The sequence below is a fragment of the Streptococcus parapneumoniae genome, from assembly GCF_037076355.1.
Taxonomy (GTDB): domain Bacteria; phylum Bacillota; class Bacilli; order Lactobacillales; family Streptococcaceae; genus Streptococcus; species Streptococcus parapneumoniae.
The window spans coordinates 2,077,034-2,095,499 of record NZ_AP026968.1 but is presented as its reverse complement, the minus strand read 5'-3'; the positions used below and the strand labels follow the sequence as shown (position 1 = coordinate 2,095,499).

20 protein-coding genes and 2 pseudogenes are annotated in these 18,466 nt (G+C 41.1%); 15 read left to right on the top strand and 7 right to left on the bottom strand.

Annotated elements, in window-relative coordinates; genetic code table 11:
* Window positions 1–134: 134 nt before the first annotated feature.
* From mutL to SP4011_RS10410, 7 genes and pseudogenes are all read left to right on the top strand, one after another.
* Window positions 135–2,084 carry a DNA mismatch repair endonuclease MutL gene (gene mutL, locus SP4011_RS10440; RefSeq protein WP_000018185.1) on the top strand — a complete coding sequence of 650 codons (1,950 nt, stop codon included), beginning with the start codon at window positions 135–137 and terminating at the stop codon, window positions 2,082–2,084.
* Between the two features lie 15 nt (window positions 2,085–2,099).
* Window positions 2,100–2,693, top strand: a complete 594-nt coding sequence (gene ruvA / locus SP4011_RS10435) for a Holliday junction branch migration protein RuvA (protein ID WP_000273402.1) — start codon at window positions 2,100–2,102, stop codon at window positions 2,691–2,693.
* A 9-nt stretch (window positions 2,694–2,702) separates the two neighbouring features.
* Window positions 2,703–2,888 (top strand): annotated as a pseudogene (locus tag SP4011_RS10430) (DNA-3-methyladenine glycosylase I); the annotation flags it as partial.
* Window positions 2,889–3,075: 187 nt separating this feature from the next.
* Window positions 3,076–3,321 (top strand): hypothetical protein, encoded by a 246-nt coding sequence (locus tag SP4011_RS10425; RefSeq protein WP_001813542.1) that lies wholly within the window; start codon window positions 3,076–3,078, stop codon window positions 3,319–3,321.
* A complete protein-coding gene (locus tag SP4011_RS10420) occupies window positions 3,318–3,653 on the top strand; it encodes a hypothetical protein (RefSeq protein ID WP_000806926.1) in 336 nt (111 codons plus the stop codon). The genes SP4011_RS10425 and SP4011_RS10420 overlap by 4 nt, the downstream gene beginning before the upstream one ends.
* 12 nt (window positions 3,654–3,665) lie before the next feature.
* Window positions 3,666–4,034, top strand: a complete 369-nt coding sequence (locus SP4011_RS10415; RefSeq protein WP_000567222.1) for a hypothetical protein — start codon at window positions 3,666–3,668, stop codon at window positions 4,032–4,034.
* Window positions 4,021–4,320, top strand: coding sequence for a DUF5960 family protein (locus SP4011_RS10410; protein WP_001072467.1), 300 nt, complete (start codon window positions 4,021–4,023; stop codon window positions 4,318–4,320). The genes SP4011_RS10415 and SP4011_RS10410 overlap by 14 nt, the downstream gene beginning before the upstream one ends.
* A 117-nt stretch (window positions 4,321–4,437) precedes the next feature.
* On the opposite strand, the gene msr(D) is transcribed toward SP4011_RS10410, so the two are convergent.
* The 3 genes from msr(D) to SP4011_RS10395 form a co-directional block, all read right to left on the bottom strand.
* Window positions 4,438–5,901, bottom strand: a complete 1,464-nt coding sequence (gene msr(D), locus SP4011_RS10405) for an ABC-F type ribosomal protection protein Msr(D) (protein WP_000420313.1) — start codon at window positions 5,899–5,901, stop codon at window positions 4,438–4,440.
* 226 nt (window positions 5,902–6,127) lie between these two features.
* Window positions 6,128–7,345 (bottom strand): macrolide efflux MFS transporter Mef(A), encoded by a 1,218-nt coding sequence (gene mef(A) / locus SP4011_RS10400; protein ID WP_000417519.1) that lies wholly within the window; start codon window positions 7,343–7,345, stop codon window positions 6,128–6,130.
* 385 nt (window positions 7,346–7,730) lie between these two features.
* Complete coding sequence (locus SP4011_RS10395; RefSeq protein WP_000873143.1) at window positions 7,731–7,901, bottom strand: hypothetical protein; 171 nt, start codon at window positions 7,899–7,901, stop codon at window positions 7,731–7,733.
* A gap of 543 nt (window positions 7,902–8,444) precedes the next feature.
* On the opposite strand from SP4011_RS10395, the pseudogene SP4011_RS10390 reads away from it, so the two are divergent.
* A pseudogene (locus tag SP4011_RS10390) lies at window positions 8,445–8,882 on the top strand (DNA-3-methyladenine glycosylase I); the annotation flags it as partial.
* 84 nt (window positions 8,883–8,966) lie between these two features.
* Here SP4011_RS10390 and SP4011_RS10385 read toward each other — a convergent pair.
* From SP4011_RS10385 to SP4011_RS10370, 4 genes are all read right to left on the bottom strand, one after another.
* Window positions 8,967–9,230: a SemiSWEET family transporter gene (locus SP4011_RS10385; protein ID WP_000166114.1), complete on the bottom strand. Its 264-nt coding sequence runs from the start codon at window positions 9,228–9,230 to the stop codon at window positions 8,967–8,969.
* Window positions 9,231–9,335: 105 nt separating this feature from the next.
* The gene (locus SP4011_RS10380; protein WP_275543587.1) at window positions 9,336–10,370 is read right to left on the bottom strand and encodes a S66 family peptidase; all 1,035 of its coding nucleotides are present in this window, start codon (window positions 10,368–10,370) and stop codon (window positions 9,336–9,338) included.
* 140 nt (window positions 10,371–10,510) lie between these two features.
* On the bottom strand, window positions 10,511–11,188 hold the full coding sequence (locus SP4011_RS10375) for a DUF1129 domain-containing protein (protein WP_275543586.1): 678 nt from the start codon (window positions 11,186–11,188) through the stop codon (window positions 10,511–10,513).
* Between the two features lie 11 nt (window positions 11,189–11,199).
* Window positions 11,200–12,144 carry a magnesium transporter CorA family protein gene (locus SP4011_RS10370; RefSeq protein WP_000815623.1) on the bottom strand — a complete coding sequence of 315 codons (945 nt, stop codon included), beginning with the start codon at window positions 12,142–12,144 and terminating at the stop codon, window positions 11,200–11,202.
* Window positions 12,145–12,275: 131 nt separating this feature from the next.
* Between SP4011_RS10370 and uvrA the strand changes: the two genes are divergently transcribed.
* From uvrA to SP4011_RS10335, 7 genes are all read left to right on the top strand, one after another.
* Entirely contained in the window at window positions 12,276–15,107 is a 2,832-nt protein-coding gene (gene uvrA / locus SP4011_RS10365; protein ID WP_001152881.1) for an excinuclease ABC subunit UvrA, read from the top strand.
* Window positions 15,100–16,161 carry a M24 family metallopeptidase gene (locus tag SP4011_RS10360; RefSeq protein ID WP_001042844.1) on the top strand — a complete coding sequence of 354 codons (1,062 nt, stop codon included), beginning with the start codon at window positions 15,100–15,102 and terminating at the stop codon, window positions 16,159–16,161. Before uvrA ends, SP4011_RS10360 begins: the two co-directional genes overlap by 8 nt.
* Before the next feature lie 131 nt (window positions 16,162–16,292).
* A complete protein-coding gene (gene spx, locus SP4011_RS10355) occupies window positions 16,293–16,691 on the top strand; it encodes a transcriptional regulator Spx (protein WP_000591165.1) in 399 nt (132 codons plus the stop codon).
* Between the two features lie 65 nt (window positions 16,692–16,756).
* Entirely contained in the window at window positions 16,757–17,326 is a 570-nt protein-coding gene (locus tag SP4011_RS10350) for an SP0191 family lipoprotein (protein ID WP_000725130.1), read from the top strand.
* A gap of 86 nt (window positions 17,327–17,412) precedes the next feature.
* Window positions 17,413–17,679 (top strand): IreB family regulatory phosphoprotein, encoded by a 267-nt coding sequence (locus SP4011_RS10345; RefSeq protein ID WP_000507059.1) that lies wholly within the window; start codon window positions 17,413–17,415, stop codon window positions 17,677–17,679.
* A 3-nt stretch (window positions 17,680–17,682) separates the two neighbouring features.
* Window positions 17,683–18,102, top strand: coding sequence for a Holliday junction resolvase RuvX (ruvX, locus tag SP4011_RS10340; RefSeq protein ID WP_033609357.1), 420 nt, complete (start codon window positions 17,683–17,685; stop codon window positions 18,100–18,102).
* Window positions 18,103–18,117: 15 nt separating this feature from the next.
* Entirely contained in the window at window positions 18,118–18,423 is a 306-nt protein-coding gene (locus SP4011_RS10335; protein ID WP_000017620.1) for a DUF1292 domain-containing protein, read from the top strand.
* Window positions 18,424–18,466: the final 43 nt, after the last annotated feature.

Genomic DNA, 18,466 nt, shown 5'->3' with positions numbered 1-18,466 from the left:
ACACCTGGCAAGGGACTTTGTCTATATGGAGGGATTTGGCTCCTATGTGGCGCTTGTTTTTCTGTCCTTTCTGAAATATGGTATAATAGCACTAATCAATTTCTAGGAAAATAGATACAGAAAGGGGCTGAAAGATGTCTCATATTATTGAATTGCCAGAGGTGCTGGCAAACCAGATTGCAGCTGGAGAGGTTATCGAGCGTCCAGCTAGCGTTGTTAAGGAGCTGGTAGAAAATGCCATTGACGCTGGTTCTAGTCAGATTATCATTGAGATTGAGGAAGCTGGTCTCAAGAAGATTCAAATCACAGATAATGGTCATGGAATTGCCCACGATGAGGTAGAGCTGGCTCTGCGTCGTCATGCGACCAGTAAGATAAAAAATCAGGCAGATCTCTTTCGGATTCGGACGCTTGGTTTTCGTGGTGAAGCTCTGCCTTCTATCGCTTCTGTTAGTGTTCTGACCCTTTTGACGGCGATGGATGGTGCAAGTCATGGAACCAAGCTCGTCGCTCGTGGAGGAGAAGTAGAAGAAATCATTCCAGCGACTAGTCCTGTGGGAACCAAGGTTTGTGTGGAGGATCTCTTCTTCAACACGCCTGCCCGCCTCAAGTATATGAAGAGCCAGCAAGCGGAGCTGTCTCATATTATTGATATTGTCAACCGTCTGGGCTTAGCCCATCCTGAAATTTCTTTTAGTTTGATTAGTGATGGTAAGGAAATGACGCGGACAGCAGGGACTGGTCAACTGCGCCAAGCTATCGCAGGGATTTACGGTTTGGCGAGTGCAAAGAAGATGATTGAAATTGAGAATTCTGACCTTGATTTCGAAATTTCTGGCTTTGTGTCCTTGCCTGAGTTAACTAGAGCCAACCGCAACTATATCAGCCTTTTCATCAATGGTCGTTATATCAAGAACTTTTTACTCAATCGTGCTATTCTTGACGGTTATGGCAGTAAGCTCATGGTGGGGCGTTTTCCACTGGCTGTCATTCATATCCATATTGACCCTTATCTAGCGGATGTCAATGTGCACCCAACCAAGCAAGAGGTGCGGATTTCCAAGGAAAAAGAACTGATGACCCTTGTCTCAGAAGCTATTTCTAATAGTCTCAAGGAGCAAACTTTGATACCTGATGCCTTGGAAAATCTTGCCAAATCGACCGTGCGCAATCGTGAGAAGGTGGAGCAAACTATTCTCCCACTCAAAGAAAATACGCTCTACTATGAGAAAACTGAGCCTACAAGACCTAGTCAAGCTGAGGTGGCTGATTATCAGGTGGAATTGACTGAGGAAAGGCAGGATTTGACTCTGTTTGCCAAAGAAACCTTGGATCAATTGACTAAGCCGGCAAAACTGCATTTTGCAGAGAGAAAACCAGCTAACTATGACCAACTAGACCATCCAGAGCTAGATTTAGCCAGTCTGGATAAGGCCTATGACAAGCTGGAGCGAGAAGAATCATCAAGCTTCCCAGAGTTGGAATTTTTCGGGCAAATGCATGGAACCTATCTCTTTGCCCAAGGGCGAGATGGGCTCTACATCATAGATCAACATGCGGCTCAGGAACGGGTTAAGTACGAGGAGTATCGTGAAAGCATTGGCAATGTTGACCAGAGCCAGCAGCAACTCCTAGTGCCCTATATCTTTGAATTTCCAGCGGATGATGCCCTTCGTCTTAAGGAAAGAATGGCACTTTTGGAGGAAGTTGGAGTCTTTCTAGCAGAGTACGGGGAAAATCAATTTATCCTACGTGAACATCCTATTTGGATGGCAGAAGAAGAGATTGAGTCAGGCATCTATGAAATGTGTGATATGCTACTCTTGACCAAGGAAGTTTCTATCAAGAAATACCGAGCAGAGCTGGCTATTATGATGTCCTGCAAGCGGTCGATTAAGGCCAACCATCGTATTGATGATCATTCAGCTAGACAACTCCTCTATCAGCTCTCTCAATGTGACAATCCCTACAACTGTCCCCACGGACGTCCTGTTTTGGTGCACTTCACCAAGTCGGATATGGAAAAGATGTTCCGACGCATTCAGGAAAATCACACCAGTCTCCGTGAGTTGGGGAAATATTAAACTAAAAGGAAAACTATGTACGAATATTTAAAAGGAATCATTACCAAAATCACTGCCAAATACATTGTTATTGAAATCAATGGTATCGGTTATATCCTGCATGTGGCTAATCCCTATGCTTACTCAGGACAGGTCAACCAAGAAACTCAAATTTATGTGCATCAAGTCGTGCGTGAGGACGCTCATCTGCTTTATGGATTTCGCTCAGAAGACGAGAAAAAGCTCTTTCTCAGTCTGATTTCGGTCTCTGGGATTGGTCCTGTATCAGCTCTTGCTATTATCGCTGCTGATGACAATGCTGGCTTGGTTCAAGCCATCGAAACCAAGAATATTACCTACTTGACCAAGTTCCCTAAAATTGGCAAGAAAACAGCCCAGCAGATGGTGCTGGACTTGGAAGGCAAGGTAGTAGTTGCTGGAGATGACCTTCCTGCTAAGGTCGCAGTGCAAGCAAGCGCTGAAAACCAAGAATTGGAAGAAGCCATGGAAGCCATGTTGGCACTGGGATACAAGGCGACCGAACTCAAGAAAATCAAGAAATTCTTTGAAGGAACGACAGATACAGCTGAGAACTATATCAAGTCGGCCCTTAAAATGTTGGTCAAATAGGAGCAGAGCATGACAAAACGTTGTTCGTGGGTCAAGGTGACCAATCCGCTCTACATTGCCTATCATGATGAGGAGTGGGGTCAACCCCTCCATGATGACCAAGCATTGTTTGAGTTGTTGTGTATGGAAACCTATCAGGCTGTGCTGAGAGCTTTCTTCTATACTAATAGACGAAAGGGTGTGAAAATGATTTTTAAATGATACTGTGGAACGGAACAGTAGCCCTAGTATTGACTACTGTCGTTTCTATTCATATTGGCTATTCTAGGACTGAGATGAAAAAATCTATAAATGCTCAGAATAAAATTGAACCCGCAAATCTCCCCAAAACAATGGTGAGTCATGTACTTGTATTATTCCGAAAAAATACACCTCTGGTGCAGTGAGACAAATTGGTGTATCTTATAGTGGCTTCGTAGATGAAAGCTATACTCTACTATCACTCTTTGATGATGTAGAACAAATTGAAAAAGATAATAGACTTCAGACAGCTATTGATGTTGTCAGAGAACAGTTTGGTTTTTTAGCCATACAAAAAGGAACCGTCCTAACTGAAGGTTCCAGAAATATTGAACGCAGTAAACTTATCGGTGGTCATTCCGCGGGTGGATTGGAGGGATTAAAATGAAACAAGAAAAAAATACAGTACAATTTTCAGAAATCCGTAGCAAAGGATGTAATGATATTGAAATGCTTGAAAGATTTTTACATGGAATCGTTGAAACAGCAACTTCAAAACTTCGTCAGAGAAAACTCAAAACAACTGAAATATCGATACGACTAGTACATGCTAAATCTGAAAACCGATTACCATTGGAATTTACATTTAGCATTAAGCCAACAAGCTCATCTGTGATAATCTATACTGAGGTAATCAATCGCTTTAAAGAATGTTACACAGGTGGGGGAATTCAAGGTTTTACGATTCAATTTGATAAAAATACCCTTGCCTCTGCATAGAAAGGATTTGATATGATTGACCGTTCATATTTACCATTTCAATCAGCAAGAGAGTACCAGGATACAAAGATGCAAAAATGGATGGGCTTTTTCCTATCTGAACATGCATCAGCACTCTCTGATGATACAAACAAAGTAACGTACATGTCTGACTTATCACTAGAGAAGAAATTATTACTCCTCAGTCAAGTATACGCCGGGCAGCTACGCACACGCATTCAAGTGATTGAAAAAAACAAGCGTGTTTCCTACACTGGAACAATACCAAGTCTGACCAAAGATTTCATTTTGATAAAAACTACAACAGGTCACATCAATTTGAAATTAAAAGACATTATTAGTATTGAACTTGTCGAGGAGGTGCTCTATGAATCAGCTTGAGTTTCAGCGTAATCATCTACAAATGGACTATTATAGCGAGAGCTACCAAGATTTTGAACGTGACTTCTACCGCTACTCTAACATGAATATTCCATTGACCTTCCTAACTGATGATATCCTAAAAACAATGGCGACTTCACGTAAGAATTACTTTGTCCTCAATAAGGAAAAGTCCAGAGATAACCGCGATCACTTCTTCATATTTGAAGTAAGTACCGTAGATGAGAATCCGCTAATCTATCATTATACATATAAGAAAACTACAATATATTTAGCAGAAAAATAGGAGCAGTTCAATTGACTGTTCCTATTTTTAATATTCATAAAATCTAAAGTCTTTATACTCTTTAACAATGGAGTCGCCAACCAGAACAGACTATACTGACCAGCGACTACCTTAAATTTAATGTTTCAGATTTATTTTCTTATCTCTAATTTCATAAACTACATCTGCTACATTTTCGAGTAATCGTTTATCGTGGGTGATAAACACGATAGTTCCGGTGTACTCCTTCATTAGTATTTCCAAAGCCTCTAAACTTGGTATGTCAAGGAAGTTACTGGGTTCATCCATTATTAGGATGTTATATCTACCCATGAGCATTTTAGCAAGCAACAATTTTATAATTTCTCCACCGCTTAAAACAGATAAACTTTTTCCAATATCGTTCTGTTTGAACCCCATAGATGCTAGCACTGAACGAATTTCTGATATATTGTAGTCACAATCCTTCTGCATAAACTCCATAACATTCTGATTACTGTTGTACTTGTAACCATTCTGTGCAAAGTAACCTATTTTTGCCTTAGGCGAAATAGAAATTCCTTCTTCATGGTTTAAGATCATTTGGATTAAAGTTGTTTTTCCGATTCCATTACCACCAGTTAACGCCACTTTTGCTCCTAACGGAATTTGAAAAGATGCATTTTCAAACAGAGCCTTATCCCCAAATACTTTATTAATTTCTGCACCGACTATAGGGTATGGATTATGGAGCTCCAATGCTTTACTTTGCCTGAAACGAATTCTGCGAATGCCTTCCGGAGCTTCTACTTTTCCTAAGGCCGCAATCCTGTGCTCTAGGGTTTTAGCAGCATTATACATCTTTTTTTCCTTACTTCCTATTGATTTTTGATGAGCTAAACGCCCTCCGTCTTCAGTACTTTTTTTCTTTGAAGAACCTTTTGCCTTCTGTTCTATTTTACGAGCCTGTTTTCGCTTTTCCTCCGCAGCCCTTTCCAATCGGGCACGTTCCGCAATAAATTGTTCGTATTCTGCAGCTTGGCTCTTACGTTCTTCCTCTTTCTGACGAAGATAATCAGAATAGTTTCCCCAATACTCAGTGATTTTGCCATCTTTCAGTTCCCATATTTTATCTACTATTTCATCAAGAAAATAGCGGTCATGGCTAATAACTAACAGTGCACCTGTAAAATATTTTAGCTGTCCTATTAGAAAATCAATTCCTTCACGGTCTAAATGGCTCGTAGGTTCATCCGCTAAAATACCATGAACCTGTGCCGATAAGGCCTGTGCTATTTTAAGCCTTGTTTCTTCACCACCGCTCATAGTCTGTATATTTAATTGCTCAACACCTAGCTTGCCTACAAGTGCAAAATCTTTTTCCTCCTGCAGAGTTACTTCGTCCAACTGGGGAATATAGGCAAGTTCACCCAGACGATTCATTTTACATCCTGGGGGAGTTAATTCTCCTAAAAGTACCCTGAGTAAAGTGCTTTTTCCAGCACCATTTGCTCCTACTAAACCAATACGGTCATAATCATATACTTCTAATTCATTTATATCTAAAACATCGCGTCCTTTGAATTCCACACGAATGTCTTTTGCTTTTAATATTAATTCCATAACATTTCCTCCTGTCTATAATCATATACTTCTAATTCATTTATATCTAAAACATCGCGTCCTTTGAATTCCACACGAATGTCTTTTGCTTTTAATATTAATTCCATAACATTTCCTCCTGTCTATAATCGCATGCTTTCATTTGCTTGTATGCAGGGAAAACCCTGCGATTTTAGCAGGAAGAGTTACATGAAAATAAGATACATAAATATTCCTCCAATATTGTTTATTTTAAATCTAATTTTCTAACCTCAGTTATCATTTGGCAAACTATAGCAATGCCAATAATTAAAATACCTGATAGTAAAAACCAATGATTTACACCGATTTTATCAGCAAAGAATCCAGAAAGAATTAACCCAATTGGCATAGCAAGTGACATGATACTTCCGATCAAAGAAAATACACGTCCTAAATATTCAGGCTTAATTTTCTCCTGAAAAAGAGCTGTTTGCACACCGCTATAAAATGGCACCGAAAGCCCCATTATTGCACAGCAAACTACGAATATTACAAATCCATTTGGAGGAAGTATTCCCGAAACGGCTAAACTGGTCCCCATTATAAAAAATGAACTTGTTATTAGTAATACATGCTTTTCGAAGCCCCCTAATCTTCCTAATAATAAGCCTCCTGCTAGCATCCCAAATGCAAAGGAAATTTCCGTAATAGAAATATGCACAGGCGTTCCATTAAAGTGTTCCATGCTTATTAAAGGAAATAGTGCATTGATTGGCATATAAACAAAAGTATATAGTGTTCCTAAGAGTAATAAGGCAAACAATCCTTTGTTTTGTCTCAGAACCACAACTCCTTCTTTCATCTCCCTTATGAAATTTGGTTCTAAACTTTGCACTTGATTACCCAGCTTAGGTATACGTACAATTGCTACCGTAATAGATGCAATCACAGCACCCAATACGTCGATGGCAATAATAGCATTTAAATCCCAAACGGAGTATAAGAGTGCTGCAACTGCCGGACTAACAATATAGCTTATAGACTGCAAAGACTGACTATAGCCTGCGCATTTCGTTAGCTGTTCTTCTGGTACTAAAAGTGGTGTAACCGCATTGAGTGCTGGGGTATGAAAAGCTGTTCCAATGCTACGGATAAACAATACTATCATAATCATCCAGACAGGTAGCTCCATACAGAATGCAACAATAGCAAGCACTGCACCAGCTGCTGCGATAATTAAATCGGCACCAATCATTATCTTCTTCCTATCATGACGATCCACTAGCACACCAATGGCAGGTCCCAAAATCGCATAGGGTAAAAAACCTACTAATGAAGCCATAGACAAGACCATCGCAGATCCTGTTTTTTCTGTAAGGTAAAAAATAATCGCCATTTGCAGGATGGCACTAGTGATTAATGATACTGCTTGCCCTGCCCATATTGCATAAAATTTTCGTTTCCAATTGTTGTATTTTTCCATTTATATTATCTCCTGCATATTATTTTGCTTGAATTTCTATTTTGAATAGCATTCTAGGCAATAAAAAATGCAGGCCAAACCCCACAATGTGGCTTTTGGTCTGCATACATACAATTTGGAAACATTCATATTAAAGACATAGTTAAATAAAGGTATAGTTAAATAACCAATATCCTCACCGTAACTAATGAATGCTCAATATCGTATAAATAAGCACAACAAAAAAGCCTATCATCGGGTATAGATTCTGCTTTTTTTATTGCCAGCTTATCTTAAACGCATTGAGGCTGTCATAGTTTCGGTTCCTCCTACATCTTTGTTTATATCAATTTATAGTATAACACAAAAAGATGATATGTTCAATATAAAAGTTATGGAATGAGACTCATACTTCCAATTCGATGCCAGATTTAAAGGATATGACGAAGTTTTCTTCATAGACTGTAACGCTCTGGATTATCTTCCTTAGTAGCAAGCGATTAGCTTTCACAAAATCTTCTGTTTGTAGTTTTAAAAATTCATCAGGATTTTCTAACTCAACCTCAAAATATTTCATTTTACATTCCCTCATTTCATTTATTGATAAATTGAGTTTGCAAAAAAGAGTGGACAATTTTTGTCTACTCTTAACCTTTAAAATAGTTTTTTTTAATCGATTTGAAGTTGCCTAAATTATTACTTATTCGGTAAAATGAAGTATTGCTTTCAACAGATTTCCTTCAACTACACTTCACTTGATTCAAACAAGGTGGGTACATTTCTATTCCCACAAACTCCTTGTCAATGGAAACAAACACGTACCCACAGGGTAAATGGAAATAGAAACTGATAATTTCTAGCTATCACTTCTACTCATTCCAAAAATTTTCTCACTCTGATACTTACCCACCATAAAGCAAAAAGCCTTGCAATCAAGGCTTTCATTATCCCTTTCGTTCAAAGGTTTCTAAGCTTTTACGAGCAGAGCGACACACTCAGCGGTTCGCTATCTCCGTTCTGTCTGCGTGCTAGCACTTGTCAATCACGGACAGCTATCGCATGGGCGGAAGTAAATGCTAATCTTCGTCGTTTTACTCCTTGACTAGCAAACTTACCGCCTCAACATGGTCTGTCTTGGGAAACGGTGCTCAACAAACGTCAAGCTTTCCGAGAAGCATTTTATGGCTATCAAATTCAAGCGGTCGCAGAAATGACCGATACTGAATTGGAAGACTTGCTGGATAATCCAGCCATCATCCGAAATAGAGCCAAGATTTTTGCTACACGCGCTAACGCCCAAGCCTTTCTACGACTACAGGAAGACCATGGCTCTTTTGATGCCTATCTTTGGTCTTTTGTTGAGGGGAAAACGATTGTTAACGATGTTCCCGATTACCGCCAAGCCCCAGCTAAAACACCTTTGTCTGAGAAATTAGCCAAAGATCTCAAAAAACGAGGCTTCAAGTTCACAGGACCAGTCGCTGTCTTGTCTTTTCTACAGGCTGCAGGGCTAGTTGATGACCACGAGAATGATTGTGAATGGAAAAGCAGGAATTAGTGTGTACAGGTAACTAGCATATCTGAGAATATAGAAAAAAGCTGAGAAATTTTTCCCAGCTTTTTATATATACTATTAGATTTGTTAGAGTGAAGTCAAAAAAGTGATTCCACCTAAAATAACACCAGCTGAATTTGGAATGATTAGTATCCAATCCTTCTTAGGTTCCTTTGTCCATCCATAAATAACCCAGATTAAGCAAGATATAGCAGCTGATAAAGGTTGAAATGGTTGAGCTTTATTTCCCTGTAAATTAGCGATAATTTGAGGTATGTAGGCAATAAATACTATAATTCCAATAAAGGCACCAATAGAACCTACGATTCGATTAATTTTTTGTTTTGTCATATACACCTCCTTCAAAAGGATATCATAGAAATTAGCGAAATGCAATAAATTCAGATACAAATTGTAACGAAAACGAATACAAAAGCACAAAAATAGAGAAACTATTTATTTTTTGTTATAGTCAAAGCGAATGATTTGCTCCTTTGCATCTACATAGGCGTGAACTCCGAAGGGGACAATTGCTCTTGGAGTTGCGTGGCCGACATTCAAATTATAGACAATCGGGATATTGCTATCAATGATATCCAATAGTGCCTCTTTATAGTCGTCATAGAAAGTTTCATCCATAGGTTTTCCGACCAAGAGTCCATTGATGACCGCGAATATGCCAGTGTCCTTTAAAGTTCGCAACATCTTTTTGAAGTCTTCCGGCTCAGGCTTTTCTTCACTTGTTTCGAGCAAGAGGATCTTTCCTTCCCAGTCTGACAAGTCAGGGAAAAGTTTGTATTTTTGGCAGAGCTCCGCGCTATCTGTGTATCGAGAGTTGTCAAAGATATCGTAGAGGGATTCGAGGCAACCACCGAGGATTTTTCCCTCGAACTGGGCAGTTCCTTGCAATAATTCAAAACCGGTATTTGCATGACTGACACGAGGTATCCCCAGAGCCTTGGGACTGAAGTCAGTCCTTTCATCATACCAAACGTCACTAGGGCGGATTTCTGAGATTCTTCCCGTCTCAATCAATTCTTTAAAGTAGTGAAGGCTATAGTCTAGCATTTCTTTGTCTAATTCACAAATGTCTGCTAAGAAGGATTGACCGTAAAAAGTCTTGATTCCTAGTTTATGCAACATGAGATGGTTCATGGTTGTATCCGAGAAACCAAGAAAAATTTTTTGTTTGATAACCTTTTGGAGTTTGTCATTTTCAAAAAGATAAGGTAGTAAGCGATAGGTATCGTCTCCACCGATGGCGCATAGGATTATGTCGATGCTATCATCAGAAAAGGCATGAATCAAATCCTCTGCACGAGCTTCAGGATGATCCTTGATAAAGTCTAATCCTTTTTGCGAATGGGGCAAAAAGATAGGATTGAGTCCCAAGTCCTTGAGACGTTGGACACCCAAGTCCACTTCGTGTTTGACAAAGTCTTCTCCGATAATGCCACTAGATAAACTAACAATACCAATAGTAGAAATCATATTTTATCCTCCTAGAAATAGGTTGAGCCTATTTTATCACAAAAGATTAGATAGAGCTATGTGGGATGTCAGAAGAATACTTTTAAATCAAGAAAGTAGTAAAAAAGCAACCGCGCCTGCAGTTGCTTTTATCATTCTTCTTAATAGCGTGTTGGTCCTGCACTTGCGCTGCGGATATTCAAGCGTTTCTTGAGATAGAAGCGAAGGGCTAGGAGGGCTGCTCCGATAATAGCCAGCGGCAATGGAGCAAGTACTGGGTTAAGGCTAGCTGGTAGGAAGCTTGTTGCAAAGAAGACGAGCAACCAAAGGAACATAGAAGCTAGGATAACCAGTACAGATTTCCAGAAAGGTGGGCGTTGACTGCGGTCCATATCTGGTCCATAGTATTGGTAAACAAAGTAGTACATCAAGTAGAAGGCAAATCCACCAACAAGTCCAACTAATAGGAGAGTAATTAAACCATAGCCGAGAGTCTGATCTGCTGAGAAGAAGGTTGTGAGGGCGCTGACGAGGGCAAAGAGGCTAGTGATGAAAAGAGCTGAGTCCATAATCATGAGTTTTGGATCATCATTTTCCTTTGGATGCTCTTTTTCATATTGTTCCTTGACAGTGAAACTATGAGCCCAGTGGGTCGGTGCGCCATAGAGGGAACGAGCAGTCGTACCCTTGGCTTGCTCTTCAAGGATTTTGGGAATAACTTCCTCAAAAATAGCCTTGATTTCAGCGTCTGTTTTCCCATCTTTGATGAATTGTTGGGTAGCGATGTGGACAAACTCTTGGTTTTTCTTAGTTAATTTTTGTAGATCAATCTGAGACATAGGAACTCCTCTTAGAACCATTTTTTATGGATGAGATAGAGAGTGAGCGAGACACTCATAGCAAAGGCGATAAAGACGATTAACCAGAAGGCATTTGGCTCTCCGTTTAGGGGGATTTCATTATCCTTAAAGTTCATCCCGTAGGCAGAAAAGACCATGGTAGGGATGGACATGACGATGGTCACAAGTGCCAAGGTTTTCATGATGTTGTTCTGGTTGTTAGAAATGATAGAGGCAAAGGTCTCTGTCATAGAGTGCAAGACGTTTCCATAAATGTCTGCCATCTCGATGGCCTGTTGGGTTTCAATCAGGGTGTCTTCAAGCAGGTCTTCGTCCTCAAGGTATTTCTTGATATTGCTGGTTGAGCTGGTCAATTTCTTAATCACACGCTCATTTGTTTTGAGGGAAGCCTTGAAATAGACGATAGTTTTTTCCAATTCCATGAGCTCAATCAATTCTTCATTACGAGTTGATTGATGCAGTTGACTTTCGATTTGCTCACTCTTACGGTCGATTGAACGAAGGGCTGTTAGGTAAAGCTCTGCATTGCGATAGAGAATCTGGAAGATGAAACGCGAACGCATGAAGGTGTAGAAATTACGCAATCGACGGTTGATAAAGACATCGAGGACCGGTAGTGGTTCCAAACACGTAGTGATAATGGTTTCCTCGGTGATGATAATACCAAGCGGGATGGTTACGTAGTAGGTGCGGTTATTTCTTTCCTCTGTGACTGGAACGTCTACGATAATCAGGGTGTACTCGTCTTCAATCGTAATACGAGACATTTCTTCCGCATCGAGCGGTGCTCGAAGGTCGGCAATATCAATATCGAAGGCGTTAGCGATTTCGAGTGATTCATTTTGAGTCGGATTGACGAGATTGATCCAAGTACCCGGTTCAAGCGTATCGATCTCTTTAAATTCAGTTGTTGTAGAGAGAAAAACTTGTTTCATATCCCTTATCCTTTCTCATTTTTCAGATTTTTTCACACCGTACTATTATACTACAAATTCAGCCTTTTGGGTAATAGAATCTCACTTTTTTTGGTATAATGGTAAGCAATAATGGACTAGAAAGAACAAAGATGCAAGATAAAATTGTCATTCATGGGGCGCGTGCCCATAATTTAAAAAATATTGATGTGGAGATTCCACGAGATAAGCTGGTTGTAGTGACTGGCTTGTCAGGTTCAGGGAAATCCAGTCTGGCCTTTGATACCCTCTATGCGGAGGGACAACGTCGCTATGTGGAGAGTTTGTCAGCCTACGCTCGTCAGTTCTTAGGAAATATGGAAAAACCAGATGTAGATGCCATTGATGGTCTCAGCCCAGCTATTTCCATCGACCAGAAAACGACTAGCAAAAACCCTCGCTCGACGGTGGGAACCACGACTGAAATCAATGACTATCTGCGTCTCCTCTACGCGCGTGTGGGGACGCCTTACTGTATCAACGGGCATGGAGCTATCAAGGCTTCTTCTGTGGAGCAAATCGTGGATAAGGTTTTAGAATTGCCAGAACGCCAGCGCCTGCAAATCTTAGCCCCAGTCATCCGTAAGAAAAAAGGACAGCACAAGAGCGTTGTTGAAAAGATTCAGAAAGATGGTTATGTCCGTGTCCGTGTGGATGGGGAAGTCTATGATGTGACCGAAGTGCCAGACTTGTCTAAGAGCAAGCAACACAATATTGATGTCGTGGTTGACCGTATCGTTATCAAGGAGGGCATTCGTAGTCGTCTCTTTGATTCCGTTGAGGCTGCCCTTCGTATCGCAGAAGGATATGTCATTATCGACACTATGGACGACTCTGAGTTGCTCTTCTCTGAGCATTATGCCTGTCCAGTTTGTGGCTTTACTGTTCCAGAGTTAGAGCCACGTCTCTTCTCCTTCAATGCTCCTTTTGGTTCTTGTAGTGAGTGTGATGGTTTGGGTATTAAGCTGGAGGTGGATATCGACCTAGTAGTGCCAGATGCCAGCAAAACGCTACGTGAGGGGGCGCTAGCACCTTGGAATCCTATCTCATCCAACTACTATCCAAATATGCTAGAGCAGGCTATGACAGCTTTTGGAGTGGATATGGATAAGCCTTTTGAGAACTTGTCAGAAGAGGATAAGAACTTGATTCTCTATGGGTCAGATGGCAAGGAATTCCATTTCCACTATGAGAATGAATTTGGTGGAGTGCGCGATATTGACATTCCTTTTGAGGGAGTTGTCAATAATATCAAACGTCGCTATCACGAGACAAACAGCGATTACACGCGCACCCAGATGCGCCTCTACATGAATGAGCTGACCTGCGGAACTTGTCACGGCTATCGTCTCAATGATCAGGCCTTGTCTGTCCGTGTAGGTGGCCAGCAAGGGCCACATATCGGAGAAATTTCAGACCTGTCTATCGCGGACCACTTAGACTTGGTGAGTCAGCTAACCTTGTCTGAAAATGAAGCTATTATTGCTCGTCCCATTCTCAAGGAAATCAAGGATCGTTTGACCTTCCTTAATAACGTGGGTCTTAATTATCTGACTCTGTCACGTTCGGCAGGAACCCTTTCAGGTGGGGAAAGTCAGCGTATTCGTTTGGCAACCCAGATTGGTTCTAACCTATCAGGTGTCCTCTATATTTTGGATGAGCCGTCAATCGGTCTCCACCAGAGGGATAATGATCGCCTGATTGCCAGTCTCAAAAAGATGCGTGACTTGGGCAATACTCTCATCGTGGTAGAACATGACGAAGATACCATGCGTGAGGCGGATTATCTGATTGACGTTGGTCCCGGTGCCGGTGTTTTTGGTGGGGAGATTGTTGCCGCAGGTACGCCCAAACAGGTGGCTCGCAACAGCAAATCTATCACAGGCCAGTACTTGTCAGGCAAACGTGCCATTCCAGTACCAGAAGAGCGCCGTCCCGGAAATGGTCGTTTTATCGAAGTGACGGGAGCGCGTGAGAACAACTTGCAAAATGTCACTGCTCGCTTCCCACTAGGAAAATTCATCGCGGTGACAGGTGTATCAGGTTCAGGGAAATCGACCTTGATCAACAGTATCCTCAAAAAAGCCATTGCTCAGAAGCTCAACCGCAATTCAGACAAACCTGGTAAATTCAAGACCATTACAGGAATTGAGCATGTAGACCGCTTGATTGACATTGACCAGAGCCCTATCGGACGAACGCCGAGGTCTAACCCAGCCACCTATACTGGAGTTTTTGACGATATACGTGACCTTTTTGCCCAGACAAATGAGGCCAAGATTCGTGGTTACAAAAAGGGACGTTTCAGTTTCAACGTTAAGGGAGGTCGTTGTGAAGCCTGCTCAGGTGACGGGATCATTAAGATTGAGATGCACTTCTTGCCAGATGTTTATGTGGCTTGTGAAGTCTGCCACGGGACTCGCTACAACAGTGAAACCCTAGAAGTTCACTACAAGGAAAAGAATATCTCGCAGGTCTTGGATATGACCGTCAACGATGCGGTGGAATTCTTCCAACACATTCCAAAGATTCAACGTAAACTTCAGACCATCAAGGATGTAGGGTTGGGCTATGTGACGCTAGGGCAACCAGCTACCACCCTTTCTGGGGGAGAAGCCCAGCGTATGAAGCTGGCTAGCGAACTTCACAAACGATCGACAGGAAAATCTTTCTACATTCTGGATGAGCCGACGACAGGGCTGCATACTGAGGACATTGCTCGCTTGCTTAAAGTCTTGGCTCGCTTTGTCGACGATGGCAATACAGTTCTTGTCATTGAGCACAATCTAGATGTTATTAAGACGGCAGACCATATCATCGACTTGGGACCTGAGGGCGGTGTCGGTGGTGGAACCATCATCGCAACAGGAACTCCAGAAGAAGTAGCTGCTAACCAAGCCAGCTACACAGGACAGTATTTGAAAGGAAAGTTACATCATGAATAAACGTGTACAAGCATTTCTAGCTAAAATGCAAGAAAAAGAACTAGATGGCATCATCATCAATAACCTTAAAAACGTCTATTATTTGACTGGTTTTTGGGGCTCAAACGGAACAGTCTTTATCAGCCGTGATCGTCAGGTCTTGGTGACAGACTCTCGCTATATCATTGCAGCCAAGCAAGAAACCAGTGGTTTTGAAATCGTAGCAGACCGTGATGAATTGGCTGTCATTGCGGGTATTGTTAAGGACATGGGCTTGTCTCGAATCGGTTTTGAGGACGAGATTTCAGTCTCTTATTATCACCGTATGCAGGCAGCCTTTGAAGGAATTGACTTGCTTCCACAAACTCAATTTGTTGAAGGTCTTCGAATGATTAAGGATGAAGTGGAGATTGCAGCTATTCGCAAAGCTTGTTCTATCTCAGACCAAGCTTTCCGCGATGCACTTGACTTTATCAAACCAGGAAAGACTGAAATTGAGATTGCCAACTTCCTTGACTTCCGCATGCGTGAGTTGGGAGCATCTGGCTTGTCTTTTGACACCATTCTAGCTAGCGGTATCAACTCTTCCAAACCCCATGCCCATCCTATGCACAAACCAGTGGAGCTAGGAGAAGCCATTACAATGGACTTCGGTTGCCTTTATGACCACTATGTCAGTGATATGACACGGACTATCTATCTAGGGCATGTTAGCGACGAGCAAGCAGAGATTTACAATACGGTTTTGAAAGCCAACCAAGCCTTGATTGATCAGGCTAAGGCTGGCTTAGGTTTCCGTGACTTTGACAAAATTCCTCGTGATATTATCATCGAGGCAGGCTATGGCGACTACTTTACCCACGGTATTGGACACGGTATTGGACTGGATATCCATGAAGAGCCTTACTTTAGCCAAACTTCTACAGAAACTATTAAGGCAGGTATGGCCTTAACCGATGAACCAGGTATCTATATCGAAGGTAAATATGGCGTTCGTATCGAGGATGATATCCTGATTACGGAGACAGGTTGTGAATTATTGACCCTAGCTCCAAAAGAGTTGATAGTCATTTAGTTATTTGTCAAGAAAAAAGTACGAAAATGACGAAAAAAGTCAAAAAAATTTAAAAATAGGTCGCAAGTCGGATGTTTTTTATGGTATAATAGACTAAACTGATAGTAACATGTAGCGAAAGGGGTAGGTACATGATTAAAATTTATACAGTCTCAAGTTGTACTAGTTGTAAAAAAGCAAAAACCTGGCTCAATGCCCACCAGTTAAGTTATAAAGAACAAAACCTTGGTAAAGAAGGAATTACGCGAGAAGAATTACTGGATATTCTGACCAAAACAGATAACGGAATAGCCAGCATCGTCTCATCTAAAAATCGCTATGCCAAAGCCCTTGGAGTGGATATTGAAGATTTGAGTGTCAATGAAGTCCTCAATCTGATTATGGAAACACCGAGAATTTTAAAGAGCCCAATCCTTGTGGATGAAAAACGCCTGCAAGTTGGCTATAAGGAAGACGATATTCGTGCCTTCCTACCACGCTCTGTCCGTAATGTAGAAAATGCAGAAGCACGTTTGCGTGCAGCTCTATAAACATCAAGGCTGGGAGCAATTCCCAGTCTTATTCTATTTTAATTTCAAAAAGAAAGAAGAAAGAAATGAAAAAAATAGTTCTTGTTAGTCTAGCTTTCCTTTTTGTCCTGGTTGGCTGCGGACAGAAAAAAGAAACTGGACCAGCTACAAAAACAGAAAAGGATACGCTTCAGTCGGCATTGCCAGTTATTGAAAATGCCGAGAAGAATACAGTTGTAACCAAGACTTTGGTCTTGCCCAAGTCAGATGATGGTAGCCAGCAAACTCAAATCATTACATATAAGGACAAGACTTTTTTGAGCTTAACGATTCAACAAAAACGTCCAGTTTCTGATGAGTTGAAGAACTATATCGACCAACATGGAGTTGAAGAAACTCAAAAAGCTCTTCTCGAGGCAGAGGAGAAGGATGAGGCCATCGTAGAAGCTCGTAAATTAGCAGGATTTAAGCTTGAAACAAAACTATTGAGCGCAACAGAACTTCAAACAACGACTAGTTTTGATTTTCAAGTTCTGGATGTCAAGAAGGCTTCTCAGTTAGAATATTTGAAGAACATTGGCTTGGAAAATCTCTTGAAGAATGAACCAAGCAAATATATTTCAGACAGATTGGCAAATGGTGCGACAGAACAGTAGAAAATCCAAATAAATAGACTGCCTGAATTGTAGAACGTAAGGAATTATGCTATAATGGTACTATTCTAAGGAAAGAGGGTGTTAGAATGGGATTTACTGAAGAAACAGTACGTTTTAAATTGGACGATTCCAATAAAAAAGAAATTAGCGAAACTTTGACTGATGTCTATGCTTCGTTGAACGATAAGGGCTACAACCCGATTAACCAAATCGTAGGTTACGTATTGAGTGGAGACCCTGCCTACGTTCCTCGTTATAATAATGCACGAAATCAAATCCGTAAGTATGAGCGTGATGAAATCGTTGAGGAATTGGTCCGCTACTACCTTAAAGGACAAGGAGTCGATCTATAACCTATGAGAATTATGGGATTGGACGTCGGTTCAAAAACGGTAGGGGTGGCGATTAGCGATCCGCTCGGTTTTACAGCTCAAGGGCTTGAAATCATCCAAATCAATGAGGAGCAAGGTCAATTTGGTTTCGACCGCGTTAAGGAATTGGTTGATGCTTACAAGGTGGAACGATTTGTAGTGGGTTTGCCTAAAAACATGAACAATACAAGTGGACCGCGCGTGGAAGCTAGTCAAGCCTACGGAGCAAAGCTAGAAGAGCTTTTTGGTTTACCAGTAGATTATCAGGATGAACGCTTGACAACAGTTGCCGCAGAGCGCATGCTGATTGAACAAGCAGATATTAGCCGTAACAAGCGTAAGAAAGTCATTGATAAGTTAGCAGCTCAGCTGATTTTACAAAATTATTTAGATAGAAAATTTTAATATAAAGGAGAGGCTATGTCACACGATCATAACCACGACCACGAAGAACGTGAACTAATCACACTAGTAGATGAGCAAGGAAATGAAACCTTGTTTGAAATCCTTTTGACGATTGATGGAAAAGAAGAATTTGGTAAAAACTATGTTCTTCTAGTACCAGTTAACGCAGAAGAAGACGAAGACGGACAAGTTGAAATCCAAGCTTACTCATTCATCGAAAACGAAGATGGAACAGAAGGCGAATTGCAACCAATCCCAGAAGACTCAGAAGACGAGTGGAACATGATTGAAGAAGTCTTCAACAGCTTTATGGAGGAGTAAAAACGTCCGGGGGACGTTTTTAGCCCTGTGCTAGAAATTAGAA